Source organism: Shimwellia blattae DSM 4481 = NBRC 105725 (assembly GCF_000262305.1).
Classification (GTDB): domain Bacteria; phylum Pseudomonadota; class Gammaproteobacteria; order Enterobacterales; family Enterobacteriaceae; genus Shimwellia; species Shimwellia blattae.
On sequence record NC_017910.1, the window covers coordinates 784,284 to 800,743 of the forward strand.

General features: G+C 58.2%; 14 protein-coding genes and 1 riboswitch. Of the genes, 4 read left to right on the plus strand and 10 right to left on the minus strand.

The annotated features are described in order from the left end of the window. Positions 1-157: 157 nt before the first annotated feature. From EBL_RS03720 to EBL_RS03750, 7 genes are all read right to left on the minus strand, one after another. Entirely contained in the window at positions 158-835 is a 678-nt protein-coding gene (locus EBL_RS03720; protein ID WP_002442277.1) for a Fe2+-dependent dioxygenase, read from the minus strand. A 47-nt stretch (positions 836-882) separates the two neighbouring features. Beyond that, on the minus strand, positions 883-3,171 hold the full coding sequence (locus EBL_RS03725; protein ID WP_002442279.1) for a catecholate siderophore receptor Fiu: 2,289 nt from the start codon (positions 3,169-3,171) through the stop codon (positions 883-885). Between the two features lie 291 nt (positions 3,172-3,462). Further along, positions 3,463-4,275 (minus strand): MetQ/NlpA family ABC transporter substrate-binding protein, encoded by an 813-nt coding sequence (locus EBL_RS03730; protein WP_002442281.1) that lies wholly within the window; start codon positions 4,273-4,275, stop codon positions 3,463-3,465. 21 nt (positions 4,276-4,296) lie between these two features. Beyond that, complete coding sequence (locus EBL_RS03735) at positions 4,297-4,965, minus strand: methionine ABC transporter permease (protein ID WP_002442283.1); 669 nt, start codon at positions 4,963-4,965, stop codon at positions 4,297-4,299. Next, positions 4,958-5,980, minus strand: a complete 1,023-nt coding sequence (locus tag EBL_RS03740) for a methionine ABC transporter ATP-binding protein (protein ID WP_002442284.1) — start codon at positions 5,978-5,980, stop codon at positions 4,958-4,960. The genes EBL_RS03735 and EBL_RS03740 overlap by 8 nt, the downstream gene beginning before the upstream one ends. A gap of 218 nt (positions 5,981-6,198) precedes the next feature. Further along, a complete protein-coding gene (locus tag EBL_RS03745; RefSeq protein WP_002442286.1) occupies positions 6,199-6,879 on the minus strand; it encodes a LuxR C-terminal-related transcriptional regulator in 681 nt (226 codons plus the stop codon). Between the two features lie 301 nt (positions 6,880-7,180). Next, positions 7,181-8,497, minus strand: a complete 1,317-nt coding sequence (locus tag EBL_RS03750) for a voltage-gated chloride channel family protein (protein WP_002442288.1) — start codon at positions 8,495-8,497, stop codon at positions 7,181-7,183. Positions 8,498-8,583: 86 nt separating this feature from the next. Next, positions 8,584-8,655: riboswitch (Fluoride riboswitch) on the minus strand. A 220-nt stretch (positions 8,656-8,875) separates the two neighbouring features. Here EBL_RS03750 and EBL_RS03760 point away from each other — a divergent pair. The 3 genes from EBL_RS03760 (at position 8,876) to kduD (ending at position 12,024) form a co-directional block, all read left to right on the plus strand. Next, the gene (locus EBL_RS03760; protein ID WP_002442289.1) at positions 8,876-10,054 is read left to right on the plus strand and encodes an acetyl-CoA C-acetyltransferase; all 1,179 of its coding nucleotides are present in this window, start codon (positions 8,876-8,878) and stop codon (positions 10,052-10,054) included. Positions 10,055-10,362: 308 nt separating this feature from the next. After that, entirely contained in the window at positions 10,363-11,199 is an 837-nt protein-coding gene (gene kduI, locus EBL_RS03765) for a 5-dehydro-4-deoxy-D-glucuronate isomerase (RefSeq protein ID WP_002442291.1), read from the plus strand. 63 nt (positions 11,200-11,262) lie between these two features. Then, a complete protein-coding gene (kduD, locus tag EBL_RS03770) occupies positions 11,263-12,024 on the plus strand; it encodes a 2-dehydro-3-deoxy-D-gluconate 5-dehydrogenase KduD (RefSeq protein ID WP_002442293.1) in 762 nt (253 codons plus the stop codon). Between the two features lie 534 nt (positions 12,025-12,558). Here kduD and EBL_RS03775 read toward each other — a convergent pair. Continuing rightward, the gene (locus tag EBL_RS03775) at positions 12,559-12,882 is read right to left on the minus strand and encodes a cupin domain-containing protein (protein WP_002442306.1); all 324 of its coding nucleotides are present in this window, start codon (positions 12,880-12,882) and stop codon (positions 12,559-12,561) included. A 100-nt stretch (positions 12,883-12,982) separates the two neighbouring features. Then, entirely contained in the window at positions 12,983-13,933 is a 951-nt protein-coding gene (locus EBL_RS03780) for a LysR family transcriptional regulator (protein WP_002442309.1), read from the minus strand. A 114-nt stretch (positions 13,934-14,047) separates the two neighbouring features. Between EBL_RS03780 and lysA the strand changes: the two genes are divergently transcribed. After that, positions 14,048-15,310 (plus strand): diaminopimelate decarboxylase, encoded by a 1,263-nt coding sequence (lysA, locus tag EBL_RS03785; protein WP_002442311.1) that lies wholly within the window; start codon positions 14,048-14,050, stop codon positions 15,308-15,310. A 30-nt stretch (positions 15,311-15,340) separates the two neighbouring features. Here lysA and galR read toward each other — a convergent pair whose 3' ends face one another. Then, positions 15,341-16,348, minus strand: coding sequence for an HTH-type transcriptional regulator GalR (gene galR, locus EBL_RS03790; RefSeq protein WP_002442313.1), 1,008 nt, complete (start codon positions 16,346-16,348; stop codon positions 15,341-15,343). Positions 16,349-16,460 lie beyond the last annotated feature (112 nt).

Sequence of the window (16,460 nt, forward strand, 5' to 3'; positions counted from 1 at the left end):
CCATTAAGAAGAGAGGCGGATCGGTTCTGCTCTTTTGCAGAGTGGCAGCCATGTATAGCGGCTGAGGAAAAAACGGACAATCCGCAAAATATCGAATGGCGCGGTCAGGATAACCACCGTATCAGTAGCGGCCCGGAGAGGGCTCCGGGCGGGGGTGTCAGAGTTCTGACCAGCTACGCAGCAGGTTGTGGTACATGTTCAGCAAAGAGAGGGTTTCTGCGCTTTCGCCGTGTCTGGCGCGCAGGGTCTGGAGCGTGCTGTCCAGTTCGTACAGCATGGCCCGCTGCTGATCGTGGCGGATCATCGACTGGATCCACAAAAAAGAGGCCAGGCGCTCCCCCCGGGTTACCGGTGTTACGCAGTGCAGGCTGCTGGCCGGGTAGAGCACCAGATCGCCCGCCGGGAGCTTAACCCGCTGCTGGCCGTAGGTGTCATTAATGACCAGCTCGCCGCCGTCGTACTCCTCAGGCGCGCTGAGAAACAACGTGGCGGACAGGTCAGTACGCATCCAGCCCGCAGAAGGGTGGCTGCGCACGGCGCCATCCACATGAAAACCGTAGGTTTCCCCCTCGCGGTAGCGGTTAAACAGCGGTGGTGAAAGGGTGCGCGGCAGGGCGGCAGAAAAAAAGTGCGGGCTGGCATCCAGCGCCGCGACAACCTGCCCCTGAAGGTGCTGATACAGCGGGGTGGCGGTATCCACCTGCTGGTTATGTTTCACCCGGGCGCCCTGCTCGCCGGTGGTGGCCCGGCCGTCTGTCCAGCTGGCGTTTTCCAGCTGATGGCGTACTTCATCAAGCTGCCCGGCAGTAAAGAGCCCGGGAATGTGGTACATCATGGTCGTCTCTCCGGGGATGGCGCGTGCTGCGCCATCCCGCTGGTGGGTTAAAAGTGTACGTTGGCGGTCACCAGGAAGGTGCGCGGTTCGCCGGGTTTATAGCGGTAGCCGCTCTTGTTAATGGAGGCCACATAGTGGGTATCGAACAGGTTATAGACGTTCAGCTGCAGATCCAGATTGCGGTTGAGGCGGTAACCCACTTTGGCGTCGCCCACCCAGTAGCCTTCGGTAAAGGAGGGAGTGCCTGTGGCGCCATCGGTGCCGCGTTTCATGCCGCCCACATAGCGGGCGCCACCGCCGAGGGATAACGCGTCCGTGACCTGATACTGGCTCCAGAGGGTAAAGGCGTGCTCCGGGGTATAGGGCAGGCCGCTGCTGCCGTCCTGGGCTGTATTGGCACCGTTTTTGATGCTGGCGTGTTGCAGGGTGTAGCCGCCGATAACCTGCCAGTTCCGGGTAATGTTCCCCTGGGCGCTCAGCTCATACCCTTCCACGCGTTTTTTACCGTACTGGGACCAGGTGCCGTCGTCATTGGCTTCAACTTCATTTTCAATATCGGTGCGAAACAGGGCCGCGGTCAGCAGCAGGCGCTGATCAAACAGCTGCCATTTGGTGCCTATCTCAGTCGTTCTGGCGCGCTGGGGGCGGAAATCGGTGCGGTTGGCGCTATTACCGCTGCCGGACTGGGCAAGGGTAAAGTTATTGCCGCCGGGCGGCTGTTGGGAGATGGCATAGTTAATATAAACGTTGCCCTCGCGGGTGAGGTGGTAGAGGGCCCCGGCCTTCCAGTTCAGCAGATTACCGCTGTCCGAGGTGTCCACGGTTTTGACCACGCTGTTTTTCGCCACCCCGTCCGGGCAGGCCACTGCGCCGCGCCCGCTGCCGCCGCACAGGCTTGAGCTGTCATACCGGGTGCGGTAGTGATCCAGGCGGATCCCGCCGTTCAGTTCGAGATCGCGGGTCATTTGCAGGGTATCAAACAGATAGATGCCGAAGGTGTCGGTGCGGCCGTTGGCGTTGGCGCCGTTGCGATCCAGCCCGGCGGTTTTCACCTTACTGGAGGGGGCGTAGATATTCACCGGCGGCGCACTGAGCGGGTTCACGCCGTAGTTGGTCTGGGTTTCCCGGGTAAATTCTACCCCGGTGCTGATGTCGTGCCCGATCCCCCAGGTGCTGAAAGTTGAGGTGAGGTTGGTCTGGTTGGTGAGGATGCGGTTATTCGCATCCCGGGTGTTCATGGTGCGCGCCATCTTCCAGCTGCCCACATCGTTCGGGTCACCCATGGTGATGTTGCTGTCGCCGGCCATAAACGAGGTCAGAATATAGTCCTGTTTCGTGCGCGACCAGCGGGTGGTATTACGCAGGGTGGTGGAGGCTGTCAAATTATGCTCGAAGCGCATCGTCGCCGTGTCGGTGGTGGCGTTGTCGTAATCTGAGTCGGTGCCGTAGAAATTGCTGGTGTTCACCTTACCGGCGCTGTTGAGGGCGGCAGTACGGGCTGAGGGGGCGGAATAGCCCGGCAGGCCGATGGTGGGGATATTGCCGTCCGGCGTGTTGTGCTGGTGAACATGCAGGTAGTTCAGGTACAGGCGGGTGGGGGTATCCAGGCCAAAGGCCAGGGACGGGGCCACCCCGTAGCGCTCGCTGGTGATATTGTCGCGCCCGGCATCGTGGGTTTTCTCGCCCATCAGGTTCAGGCGCCAGGCGGTGGTGTCGTTAATGGCCTGGTTGGCGTCCAGGGTGGCGCGGCGCAACCAGGCGCTGCCGGTGCTGACGGTGGCATCCAGTCCGGTGTCGGTGCGCGGCTGTTTGCTTATCATATTAATGGAGCCGGTGGGGGCGCTGCGGCCGTAGTCGCTGCCGGAAGGGCCCTTGATAACCTCCACCTGTTCGGTATTGAACACATCCCGGGAGACGGTGCCCGTGTCGCGAATGCCGTCCACGTAAATGCTGTTAGAGGTATCCATGCCGCGCATGTAGATGGCATCGCCCGTGGAGGTATTGCCGTTTTCCCCGGCATAGAAGGCGCCGACGCCGGGCACGTTTTTCAGGGCGTCTGTGAGGGTGGTGGCCCCCTGATCCTTAATAACCTGCTCCGGGATAACCGTCATGGTGCGGGTGGTATCGGCCACCGGGCGGCTGAACTTCGGATCTGCCGATTGTTTTGGCCCGTAAAGGGAGGGCAGGGCCGATTCTACAATCAGGGTGTCGCCGGTGTTGTTCTCTGTGTCGCTGGCCCCCCGGGCCTGAGTCAGGGGGGTAAAGCCAATGCATAAGCCGGTGAAAAACGTCAGCGAGCCGCGGCTGCTGAACGGAGAATTGCGATGTTTTTCCATATCAGTGAGTAACTTATTTTTTATAATGGGTCCCCGGTCACCCAGCGTGCCTCCCTTCTGATGAGGGCGTGAAAGGCGCAGATGAAACGCTGTGTTAACCAATAAATGCAAATGATAGTGATAGTCGTTATCATTCGCGATGCATTATTTACCATCCATTAAATAAAAAATAAATACATTTGTTTACAAACTGACGGAAAAAGGCGTGCGGGGCAGGTATGCCTGCCCGGAAAGACGCCGCGTTTCTGGCGCGCCGGGCAGGCTATGTTTACTCAGGCAGGCGGTTTTTAATCACTGATTAACCGGGATGACGGCCCCTTTGTACTGGGTGCGGATCCAGGTCTGGACGGGCTGGGAGTGCAGCACTTTCACCAGGGCGACTATCTCTTTTTTCTGCTCGTCGCCGCGGCGCACGGTAATGATATTGGCGTAGGGGTTATTTTCGCCGCTTTCTACCGCGATGGGATCGTGCACCGGATCAAGGCCCGCGTCGATTGCGTAGTTGGCGTTAATCACGACTGCGTCGCCTTCGTCGTTGTTATACATCTGGGGCAGCAGGGCGGCCTCGACATTGGGCAGGAACTGAAGTTTTTTCGGGTTACCGACAATATCGCTGATGCGGGCGCTGACCTTATCAACCCCGGGTTTGAGGGTGATCACCCCGGCTTTTTCGAAGATAGCCAGGATACGGCCCTCTTCTGACACCGCATCACGCATAATGATTTTGCCACCGGTGGGCAGATCTTTGAGTGATTTGTATTTTTTAGAGTAGATCCCGATAGGCTCTATGTGGATGGCACCGGCGCTGACGAAGTCGTAGCTTTTATCGCCCGCGTGATCTTTGAGTACGCTGTTCAGATACGGAACGTGCTGGAAGTAGTTCGCGTCGATATCTTTACTGGCCAGCGCAGTATTGGGCAGGATGTAGTCCTGGAAGGGTTTAATCTCCAGGGTGATGCCCTCTTTTGCCAGAATGGGTTTTGCCTGTTCAAGAATTTGCGCGTGGGGAACGTTGGAAGCGCCCACAATCAGGGTTTCGGCCCAGGAGGCGAAGCTCAGGGCGCTGAGTGTGGCGGCGGCGATCAGTGTCAGTCTCTTTTTCATGATGGGGTTTCCCTGTTGTTATTAGCGTTTGTCCAGCAGCGTGGTGACCACATCGCCGCAGAACTGGATGATAAATACGATAAGCAGGATGACCATCGTCGCCACCAGGGTGACGTCGTTATGGTTGCGCTGGAATCCTTCCAGATACGCCAGATTTCCCAGCCCACCGGCCCCGATAACCCCCGCCATGGCGCTGTAGCTCACCAGGGCTATCAGGGTGACGGTGATACCGGATACCAGCGCCGGGGAGGACTCCGGCAGTAATACCCGAAAGATTAATGTGCTCAGCCGGGCCCCCATGGCGCGGGTGGCTTCAATGACGCCTTTATCCACCTCGCGCAGGGCCAGCTCCACCAGCCGGGCATAAAACGGCGCGGCGCCGACAATCAGCGCAGGCAGGGCCGCGTTCACCCCGAGAATGGTGCCCACCAGGGTTTTGGTAAACGGAATAAGCAGCACAATCAGAATGATAAACGGGACAGAGCGGAACACGTTGACCAGCAGTGAAATCGCGCTGTAGAGCAGCCTGCCGGGAAACAGGCCGCCCCGGGCGGTGAGAAACAGCGCCAGCCCGAGCACGATCCCCAGCACAAACGTGGCAAGGCCGGACAACGCCGTCATATACAGGGTTTCCTGAGTGGCGGCCCACAGGGCGTCCCATTTCAGGTGCGGGAACAGTGAATCAGCCATGGCGTGTCACCTCGCACCCGATATTGCTGTGGTGGAGATCCGCAAGGATCTGCTCCAGCTGTGTGGTCGTGGCATTAACATGCAGCCATAACTGGCCGAACACCCCTTGTGCGGTCTGGGTCATTTTGCCGTGCAGAATATTAAACGGCAGCCCGTATTTCAGGGTCAGGGTGCCCACCACCGGCTGGTGGGTATTCTGGCCGGTGAAGGTCAGCCTGATGACGGATCCTGGCAGATCGCTTATCAGCGCCGGGTTGAGGGTTTCCGGCGCCAGGGGATCATTAAGCTGGCCGACAAACTGGCGGGTAATGGGCTGCTGCGGGTGGCTGAAGAGCGCCAGCACGTCGCCTTCTTCCACGATATGGCCATTTTCCATGACCGCGACCCGGTGGCAGATTTTGCGCACCACGTGCATCTCGTGGGTGATGAGGACAATGGTTAACCCGAAGCGGCGGTTAATATCCAGCAGCAGTTCGAGGATCTGATCGGTAGTTTGCGGATCAAGGGCGGAGGTTGCCTCGTCGCACAGCAGAACATCCGGGTTATTGGCCAGTGCCCGGGCGATCCCCACCCGCTGCTTCTGGCCGCCGCTTAGCCGGGAAGGGTAGGCATGCTCCCGCCCGTTAAGGCCCACCAGATCGATAAGCTCCGCCACCCGGGCCCGGATCCGGGCTTTAGGTACGCCGGCTATCTGCATGGAAAAGGCGATATTCTCGCTGACGGTGCGCGACCACAGCAAATTAAAGTGCTGGAACACCATGCTGATTTTCAGCCGCGCCTGGCGCAGGGTTTCACCCCGGGCGGCGGTGATGTTCTGGCCGTTGATGGTCACACTGCCGGAGGTGGGCTGTTCCAGCCCGTTCAGCAGGCGGATAAGGGTGCTTTTACCGGCTCCGCTGTAGCCGATAATCCCGTAAATCTGCCCCTGGTCGATGCGCAGATTGACATTCCCGACGGCGGTGATCCGGGCTGCCCCCTGGTGAAAAACTTTCGAAACATTACTGAGTTCAATCATCCTGTCTGCTTACCCGTTTTTTACCTGTCGATATCTGTTTAGATGCTTTAACGTCTGGAGCTATAGACGTCCAGATGGTAATTGGCGGGAGAGCTTTTTCCAAAGAATAAAATGACGCGTGATAGAACGGAAAAGTATAAGTGCGGGCGGTAAGGGGGCGTCAGCAGCGGCAACCCGGGGGATTGCCGCTGTGGTGGGGCAGAACGCAGGGGGGCGGATTACTCCATATAGTGATCGAGAATCGCGTGCTGATGCAGATTACGGTTGGCCCAGCTCACCGCCTGGGTGCGGTTTTTCACGCTGATCTTGCGAAAGACATTGTACAGGTGGGTACGCACGGTATTTTCGCTGATAAACAGCACCCGGGCGATATCCTGATTGGTGGCCCCCTGGCGCAGTTCATAGAGAATTTCGCATTCACGCTCGGTGAGGGAGGCTTTAGCTTCGGTATCCTGCTCCGGCACCCGGGCATACAGGGAAGGGTGCATCGCGCTCAGGCTGACTGACTGGTCGCCGGATATCACCGCCCGGATAGCGTTCAGCATCTGGCCTTCGTTGTCGTCATAGCGGAAAATACCGTACAGGGATGTCCACTGGGCTATTTCGCTCAGTTCATATTTGTGGGCGCTATTAATCAGGAACAGATGTGGGTTATTACATTGCTGCTTAATAATATCCTGCCAGTAACTATTAAGTTTTTTATTTGATAATGTAATGTCAAACAAAATAGCTGAGCTGGACGCCAGTAATTCTCCATCAGGGGAATTAATGTTTTTAATGATTACCTCAACGGATAACGCCTGGCGCAGATATTGCGCGAATGTGTTGGCCTGCACGGCCGGGCGGGTGATCAGGATAATCCTTTTATCCTGAGCCTGTCGGGATGACATATCAGACATTCTAAACTCTCCTTAGTTTATTTATGCTCATCTGAGAGAGGTGTTGCTCACCTCAATATTTATTTTCTTCTCGGCTTATACATTAATCCGTCTAATGTTTTTGGGGCGTGAAAGAGATTTATTATTATGCTGCGCTGTGTGCGACTTTCAGAGTACATCCCGATGCCACGTTATGTCAAAACTGTATTTAAAATAGGCGCTCATTTACTCTGTATAATATGCTTTTACATGACTGACCATATCTATTTGTGCGGAAATGATCACCGGGGCAGAGTGCGCAGGGCACCCCGCCCCGGAGGCGCTATTCGCGGGGGGCGTGCTGGCGTTGCTGCTGCCAGGCGGGGACATCATCCAGTTTAATATTTTCCGGTACGGCGCGGTATTTTGCCGTGGCGACGCGCTGCGCCCGGTAAATACTGGTATAGCCGGAAAACAGATAGCTGATCACACAGGCCAGCCCGGCATAGACCCCCATGCCTGAGCCAAACAATTCGATAGCCATAAACGTGCAGGCCAGCGGGGTGTTGGCCGCCCCGGCGAAAACCGCCACAAACCCGGCGGCCGCCAGCACCTGAAAAGGCATATGCAGCAGTGGTGCCAGCGCATTCCCGAGGGTCGCGCCGATATAAAACAGCGGGGTCACTTCGCCGCCTTTAAATCCGCTGGCCAGAGAGGCCACCGTAAAACCCAGCTTGGTGATAAATTCGTGGGCGGGCAGGGGCTGCTCAAAGGCGCTGACAATCGTCGGAACCCCGAGGCCCAGATAGTGCTGAGCGTGGCATAGCCAGGCAACCAGCGCAATGAGTAGCCCGCCGATAAAAGGGCGCAGCGGGCCATAGGGAACGGCCCGTTTAAATGCCCGGCCCAGGTGGTGCGTCAGCATGGCAAACAGCCTGCCGGTGGCACCAAAAGCGATACCGGCCACCGTCATGGCGGCCAGCCCCCATAAGGTGACCGGCGGCAGGGCGCCTACCGGATACAGTGTGTGGTGCACCCCCCAGGCCAGGCTGACCTGGTCGGCAACAATGGCCGCCACAAAGCAGGCCAGCAGGGAACCATAGCGGATACGGCCAATCGCCATCATCTCCAGGCCGAATATCGCGCCCGCCAGCGGTGTACCGAATACAGAGGCAAACCCGGCACTGACGCCTGACATCAGCAGGATGCGGCGATCCTCGGCGGATAAACGCAGCAGGCGCACCACCTGATCGGCCAGGGCGCCGCCCATTTGCACGGCGGTGCCTTCCCGGCCAACGGAGGCACCGGTCAGGTGTGAGACCACCGTAGCCCCCATTACCAGCGGTGCCATACGCAGGGGAATGGTTTTCTGCGGGGCGTGGACTTCGTCAATTAACAGATTATTACCGGCCTCAACAGACTGACCGGCGTGCAGATACACCCAGCCCATGGCAAAACCGGCAAACGGCAACAGCCAGATCAACTGCGGGTGCGCAAGCCGTGTATCGGTTGCCCACTCCAGACAATAAAGAAAAAGTGCCGATGCACTGCCCGCCAGCGCCGCAACCAGCGATGCCAGAAACAGCCATTTTATCAGCCAGGGGATCAGGGTCGGATCGGGAAGAAGATCCAGAGAGTGTCTGCGGAAAGTCAGTTTCATAGTGGTCCGGGTGACAACAGTAATAGTCGGCCTGAACCGGGGCAGAAAGGGCACAGATGCACCTGCACCTTCCTGTACCGGACAGGAATCATGCAGGCATCATCAGCCTTCGCAAAGGCGGTTTGTTACACGGGAGGAATGCCATCTCCGCCCGGAATCATACCACCATCAAAGTTTTTATTGAAACTATTATCACGCTTGTATTTTTTTGTGAGCTGGCATCAGTGATATGCGGGGCGGCCTGGCGGCTTATCTCGTTTTAATCTCAGGTGATGTTTTTTTGCTCTGTGATGTTCTTCACCATTTTTTAAACAATACGAAAAATTTTAATAACAATATTTTACTATGTCCGCCGTCATGTACGGGGGAGAACAGAGAATGAAAGATGTGGTGATTGTCGGGGCGGCCCGGACTCCCATTGGCTGCTTTCAGGGCGGGCTGGCAGGCCACAGCGCAGCAGAGCTTGGCGCTGTGGTGGTCAAAGCGCTGCTGGCGCGCAGCGCTATCGATCCGGCGCTGGTGGATGAAGTCATCCTCGGCCAGGTGCTGACCGCAGGGGCCGGGCAAAACCCCGCCCGGCAGACCGCCGTGAACAGTGGCCTGCCCTGGTCTGTTTCTGCCATTACCATTAATGACGTGTGCGGCTCCGGGCTGAAGGCGCTGCACCTGGCCACCCAGGCTATCCAGTGCGGCGAGGCGGATGTGGTAATCGCGGGAGGCCAGGAAAATATGAGCCAGGCCCCCCATGTGCTGACCAACAGCCGCAAAGGGGTTCACCAGGGGGATGCCCACCTGATCGACAGCCTGGTACATGACGGCCTGTGGGATGCGTTTAATGACTACCATATGGGGGTCACGGCGGAGAATCTGGCCCGGGAGTATGGCATCAGCCGTGAGCTTCAGGATGCCTATGCGCTGGCCTCTCAGCGTAAGGCCCGGCTCGCCATCGACGGCGGGCGCTTTCGTGACGAGATTGTCCCGGTTATCCGCGAAACCGCCCATGGCCCCCAGGTGATAGATACCGACGAGCAGCCGCGCCTTGATGCCAGCGAAGAAGGGCTGGCAACGCTGCCGCCCTCTTTTGATCTGCTCGGGAGTGTCACCGCCGGTAATGCCTCCTCTATTAATGATGGTGCCGCCGCAGTGATGATGATGAGCGCCAGCAAAGCGCAGGAGCTGGGCCTTACGGTGATGGCGCGGATCCGCGCCTTCGCCAGTGTGGGGGTCGATCCTGCGCTGATGGGGATTGCCCCGGTGTATGCCACCCGGCGTTGTCTGGAGCGGGTAGGCTGGCGCCTGGAAGATCTGGATCTGATTGAGGCCAACGAAGCCTTTGCCGCCCAGGTGCTGTCGGTAAATAAATTACTGGAGTGGGATGAGCGCAAAGTGAATGTGAATGGCGGCGCCATTGCCCTTGGGCATCCGATAGGCGCTTCCGGTTGCCGTATTCTGGTCTCACTGGTTCATGAGATGATCAAGCGCGAGGCCAGCAAAGGTCTGGCAACGTTATGTATCGGCGGCGGCCAGGGGGTGGCGCTGGCGATTGAGCGGGGCTGAACCCGCCCGCCCGTTGTCCCCATAACGGGCGGAAATTCTGAGACTTAACCCCCTGCCTGCTATAACCATTCACGTAATTTATTGATAGTTAATTAATTTATTTTTTATTCACCGCCCGGGCCCGTGCGCGATACTGGCCTTCCTGCCGGTATTCGTGATCTGCGATGCATTTTTATATATTGCTTCCGAAAAAATGAAACATTGTTTTGATTTATGTTGAAATCGCGTTTTATTGCGCATACCATTTTATCAACAGGCAGCGGAACCGATATTCCGTATCGTGAATTACGACATTAGTGAGGTTCAAGATGGACGTTCGTCAAAGTATTCATAGCGATCACGCGAAAACCCTCGATACGGCGGGGCTGCGCAAAGAGTTTCTGATTGAGACCATCTTCACGCCAGACGAATACACCATGGTGTATAGCCATATTGACCGCATTATCGTCGGCGGTGTAAACCCGGTACACAAAACCGTGACGGTGGGCAGTGAAGTGGGTAAACAGCTGGGGGTCAGCTATTTCCTGGAGCGCCGTGAACTGGGCGTTATCAATATCGGCGGCCCGGGCACCATTACCGTTGACGGCACCTGCTATGAAATTGGTCACCGGGAAGCGTTATATGTGGGTAAAGGCGCCAGAGAGGTGTTATTTGCCAGCGTTGATGCCGCTAAACCTGCGCGTTTTTACTATAACTGCGCACCGGCCCACACCACCTATCCGACGAAAAAAGTCACCCCGGCAGATGTTGCTCCGGTCACCCTGGGCGACGATCTCACCAGCAATCGCCGGACCATTAACAAATACTTTGTGCCGGATGTGCTGGAAACCTGCCAGCTCAGCATGGGGCTGACAGAACTGGCACCGGGCAACCTGTGGAATACCATGCCGTGCCATACCCATGAGCGGCGCATGGAAGTTTACCTCTATTTCGGCATGGATGAAGACACCTGCGTCTTCCATATGATGGGGCAGCCCCAGGAGACGCGCCACATTGTGATGCACAACGAACAGGCGGTTATCTCTCCCAGCTGGTCTATCCACTCCGGGGTCGGGACGAAAGCCTACACCTTTATCTGGGGCATGGTCGGTGAGAACCAGGTCTTTGACGATATGGACCACGTAGCCGTTAGCGATCTGCGCTAATCGCCGGATAATTTATTGACGCACAGCCCGCGCCTGAGCGGGCCTGATATAAAGGAAAGTGACATGATTCTGGATTCTTTTTCTCTGCAGGGCAAAGTCGCTATCGTGACTGGTTGTGATACCGGCCTGGGTCAGGGGATGGCAATTGGTCTGGCTGAAGCCGGTTGCGATATCGTAGGTATCAACATTGTCGAGCCGACAGAGACGATTGAACGCGTGACCGCACTGGGCCGCCGCTTCCTGAGCCTGACCGCCGACCTGCGTAAACTGGACGAGGTCCCGGCACTGCTGGAGCGCGCTGTGGCTGAGTTTGGTCATATTGATATTCTGGTGAACAATGCTGGCCTGATCCGCCGCCAGGATGCGCTGGAATTCAGCGAAAAAGACTGGGACGACGTGATGAACCTGAACATCAAGACGGTGTTCTTTATGTCCCAGGCGGTCGCGAAGCAGTTTGTGGCTCAGGGCCACGGCGGCAAAATCATCAATATCGCGTCTATGCTCTCTTTCCAGGGCGGTATCCGCGTGCCGTCTTACACCGCTTCCAAGAGCGGCGTAATGGGCATCACCCGCCTGATGGCGAACGAGTGGGCGAAATATAACATTAACGTTAACGCCATTGCCCCGGGCTATATGGCGACAAACAACACCCAGCAGCTGCGTGCGGATGAGAAGCGCAGCAGCGAAATTCTCGACCGTATTCCGGCGGGCCGCTGGGGGCTGCCGGATGACCTGAAAGGCCCGGTGGTCTTCCTGGCCTCTGCGGCATCTGATTATATCAACGGTTATACCGTAGCAGTGGATGGCGGCTGGCTGGCTCGCTAATACTGCGTTACGGTTGTAATTATTCTTCGGTTTATTTGCCCTCTGGCCAGAGGGCTTTTTTTATGCCCTTTACGCGACACTGGAAAATTACCTGCGGTAAACAAAACAGTTTCAGCGGCTGAAATGCCGCTGAATGTCAGTTAATGGCCGCGAGGGTGTTAAACCCCCGCATAAAGGCAATCGGCGGAAACGCAGGTGCGGCTCAAGGACTGGCTGCCAGGATGGCAGCCAGAAGGAAGGTTGAGGCATGGATGCCGAATCCTGACTGGTCCGCCAGAGCAAGCCGGAGTTGCAGCGAACCGCGCAGCGGCGATTGACCGCGGGCCGGCGAGGTCTCCAGGAGGGGGCCGGCCCCCCCTCCTGGAACGCGACCGGGTTCAGGTGTAACAAAGAAATGCCGGGGGACGGGGAGCGGAACCGGCTCACCGCACGAACATATTCCGGATCATATTGCCAGCACTAAAGGGACTACCGGCACCGGCACCCTTAAATGCGATGGCCTTTTATTATGGCCTTTGCGCAACACGCGCCGTGTTACTTAAGAAAATCCTCCCTGACCGGGGTGAAGGTATCAAGCAGGGTCCCCGCTTTGATACACACGCAGCCGTGCATAATATTCGGCTGCTTGTAGAGCGTATCCCCGGCGGTGACGTGGTGGGTCTCATCGCCAATCGTGAATTCAAACTCACCGGACAGGACATACGTGAGCTGCTCATGTGGGTGGCTGTGCATCGGGCCGATGGCTCCGGTGTCGAAATTAACCTGTACCGCCATCATGCCACCGGCGTGGGCGAGAATACGGCGCGACACGCCCGCCCCCAGATCGTCGAGTTCAGTATCTTTAATAAAGGTAAACATCGCGGCTCCATTATAGTAAAACGGCGTTTTAATTTTAAATGTTAGCCGCAAACCGTCATGCTGACAGCCCGGCAGCCCGAATTTGCCGGGCCTGTCACATTCAGCCCTCTGGTGGCTGCCAGGGGCGCAGGGCCGCCGTAATGCCGGGCATCTGCTGGCGAAGATGCTCTGTAAAGGTATCGACCAGCGCTGAGGCGGGGCGGTGACGGGGGCGAATCAGGCTGACGGTAAAGGGAATGGTAATACTCAGCGGCCGCACGGCCACCTGCCCGCTGCCTTCGCCGCTGCCCCGGCGGGCGTAATCCAGCGCGGTCAGCGGGTTTACTACGGAGATCCCCACCCCGGCCTGCACCATGGCGCAAACCGAGGCGGCGCTGTGGGTTTCCACCACCATGCGACGGCGCACCCCCTGCTCGTGGAACATGGTGTCGAGCAACTGGCGGTAACTGTCGCTGCGCGAGAGGCTGATGTAGTTTTCCCCGGCGAAATCCTCCGGTACCAGGCAGGATTTCCGGCACAGAGGGTGATCGGCAGGCAGCACGCACACTTCGCTGAGGGTCAGCAACGGGTAGCGCTCGGTCCCCGCCGGGGTGGTGAGGGTTTCCGTGATCCCCAGGTCATAGCGCTGGGCGGAGAGCCACTCTTCCAGCACCGGGGACTCTTCGGGCACGATATTCAGGCTCAGATCCGGGTAGCGGCGTAAAAATGGCCCGATAAGCGGCGGCAGAAACGACTGGGAAAACACCGGCAGACAAACCACAGACAGCTCCCCCTGGCGGAACTCCCGCAGGCTTTCCGCAGCGCTCAGGATCCGGTCCAGCCCGTACCAGGAGCGCTGCACCTCTTCAAATAACCGCAGCCCCTGGACTGTGGGGTGCAGCCTGCCGCGGCTGCGGCTGAACAGTGTCAGCCCGATCAGCTTTTCAAAGCGCGCCAGCTCGCGGCTGACGGTCGGCTGGGAGGTATGCAGCAGCGCCGCCGCCTCCGTAAGGTTACCGGCGGTCATCACCGCGTGGAAAATTTCAATATGGCGTAAGGTAATCGCTGGCATAGTTTCCTCCGAAATCCATATCAGTTTTGCATAGACTGTGCAGAAAGAGATATTTTTTATTGCTTATCCGCCAGGGCAATAATAGAGAAAACCACAATACTTTCCGGAGTTGCCATGCCCCGTTGCCCTGAACACCCCGAGAGCGCATTCACCGCTGAGAACCTGCTGGCCCTGCCGGGCCGTTTTGGCTGCCCGGTCTGGGCCTATGATGCCGCTATCATCCGCCGGCAAATCGCCCGGCTGCGGCAGTTTGATGTGATCCGCTTTGCCCAGAAGGCCTGCTCGAATATTCATATTCTGCGCCTGATGCGTGAGCAGGGGGTGAAGGTGGACTCGGTCTCATACGGTGAGATTGAGCGGGCCCTGGCGGCAGGCTATGAGCCGCACAACGGCAGGGATGAGATTGTCTTCACCGCTGATGTTATCGACCAGGAGACCCTTGAGCGGGTGGTGGCGCTGGCGATTCCGGTGAATGCCGGATCTGTCGATATGCTGGCCCAGCTGGGGGCGCTGTCTGCGGGCCACCGGGTATGGCTGCGGGTGAATCCCGGGTTTGGTCACGGCCACAGCCAGAAAACCAACACCGGGGGCGAAAACAGCAAACACGGCATCTGGCATGAGGATTTACCCCGGGCACTGGCCGTGATCCGCCAGTATGGTCTGAAGTTAGTGGGTATTCACATGCATATCGGCTCCGGGGTGGACTATGGTCACCTGGAGCAGGTGTGCGGGGCAATGGTTGACCAGGTTATCAGCTGCGGGGCAGATCTGGAGGCGATTTCCGCCGGGGGCGGCTTGTCCATTCCTTACCGGGAAGGCGACGAGCAGATCAATACTGAGCACTACTACGGGCTGTGGAACCGGGCCCGGGAGCAAATCGCCGCCCATCTGCAACACCCGGTCACGCTGGAAATTGAACCCGGGCGTTTTCTGGTGGCCGAGGCCGGTGTGCTGGTCACCCAGGTGCGCAGTGTCAAAGCCATGGGCCGCCGCCATTTTGTGCTGGTGGACGCCGGGTTTAACGATCTGATGCGCCCGGCCATGTATGGCAGCTACCACCATATTTCCGCCCTGGCGGGGGACGGGCGCAGCCTGAGTGAGCAACCACTTCTGGAGACGGTCGTTGCCGGGCCCCTGTGTGAATCCGGGGATGTGTTTACCCAGCAGGAGGGGGGCACCGTAGAAACCCGCCTGCTGCCTGCGCTACAGCCCGGTGATTACCTGGTGCTGCACGATACCGGGGCATACGGCGCGTCGATGTCGTCTAACTACAACAGCCGCCCGTTACTGCCGGAAGTGCTGTTTGATGGGGGCGAACCGCGCCTGATCCGCCGCCGCCAGACCATTCAGGAGCTGCTGGCGCTGGAGGCGGTATAACGGCGCGCCGGGGTAATGCCGCAGGCGGTGTTACCCCTCAAGTGGCGGCATCACCGAATGGCGGCGCACCAGAGTGGGGCTGAACAGGTGTGTGGTGGGCGGCTCCGGCAGGTGCTCGGCCAGGGCAAGGGCAAGCTCCGCCGCCTGGGTCGCCATGGTGACTATCGGGTAGCGGATGGTGGTCAGACGCGGGCGCACATAGCGGGAGACCAGGATGTCATCAAACCCAATCAGCGAGATTTTACCCGGCACATCAATGCCGTTATCACTCAGTACCCCCATCACCCCGGCGGCCATGGAGTCGTTATAACAGGCCACCGCGGTCACCGGAATTCCCCGCCCCAGTAGCTCGGTCATGGCCTGTTCGCCGCCGGTTTCGTCCGGCTCGCCAAAGGTGACCAGCCGCTGGTTGCGTGGCAGACCATGCTCTTCAAGGGCATCGTAATAACCCTGGAGGCGATCTTCCGCGTCGGAAATCGGGTGGTTGGAGCAGACAAAGCCTATCTGGCGGTGGCCTTGCTGGATCAGATGCCGGGTCGCCAGCCAGCCCCCGTAGCGATCATCGAGCGCCACGCAGCGCTGCTCATAACCGGGAACGATCCGGTTGATCAGCACCATGCCGGGGATCTGCTTTAGCAGCGGAATCAGATCCGCATCGGGGATCATTTTGGTGTGCACCACCAGGGCAGAGCAGCGGTGGCGCATCAGCTGCTCAATGGCCTGGCGCTCTTTTTGTTCATTATGGTAGCCGTTGCCAATCAGTAAAAAATTGCCGGTACGGTAGGCCACCTGCTCAACGGCCTTTGCCATGGCGCCGAAGAAGGGGTCCGACACATCGCTGACCACCAGGCCAATGGTTTCGGTATTTTGCTGGGCCAGCGCCCGGGCATTGGCGTTGGGGTGGTAATTCAGCTGCTCCATGGCGCTACTGACCGCGATACGTGAGGCTTCGCTCGCTTTCGGGGAGCTGTTGATGACTCTGGAGACCGTTGCTACGGATACCCCCGCCAGTCGGGCTACATCTTTTATTGTCGCCATTACCTGTGTTGTCTCCGTGGTAAGCGCTTACACTCCAGCTAGTGTCACGGAAACCAGGCGGGTGTTCAAGTGCCATGCTGCGCTGTGTCTCAGAATGCGGGTTCCGGGCCGG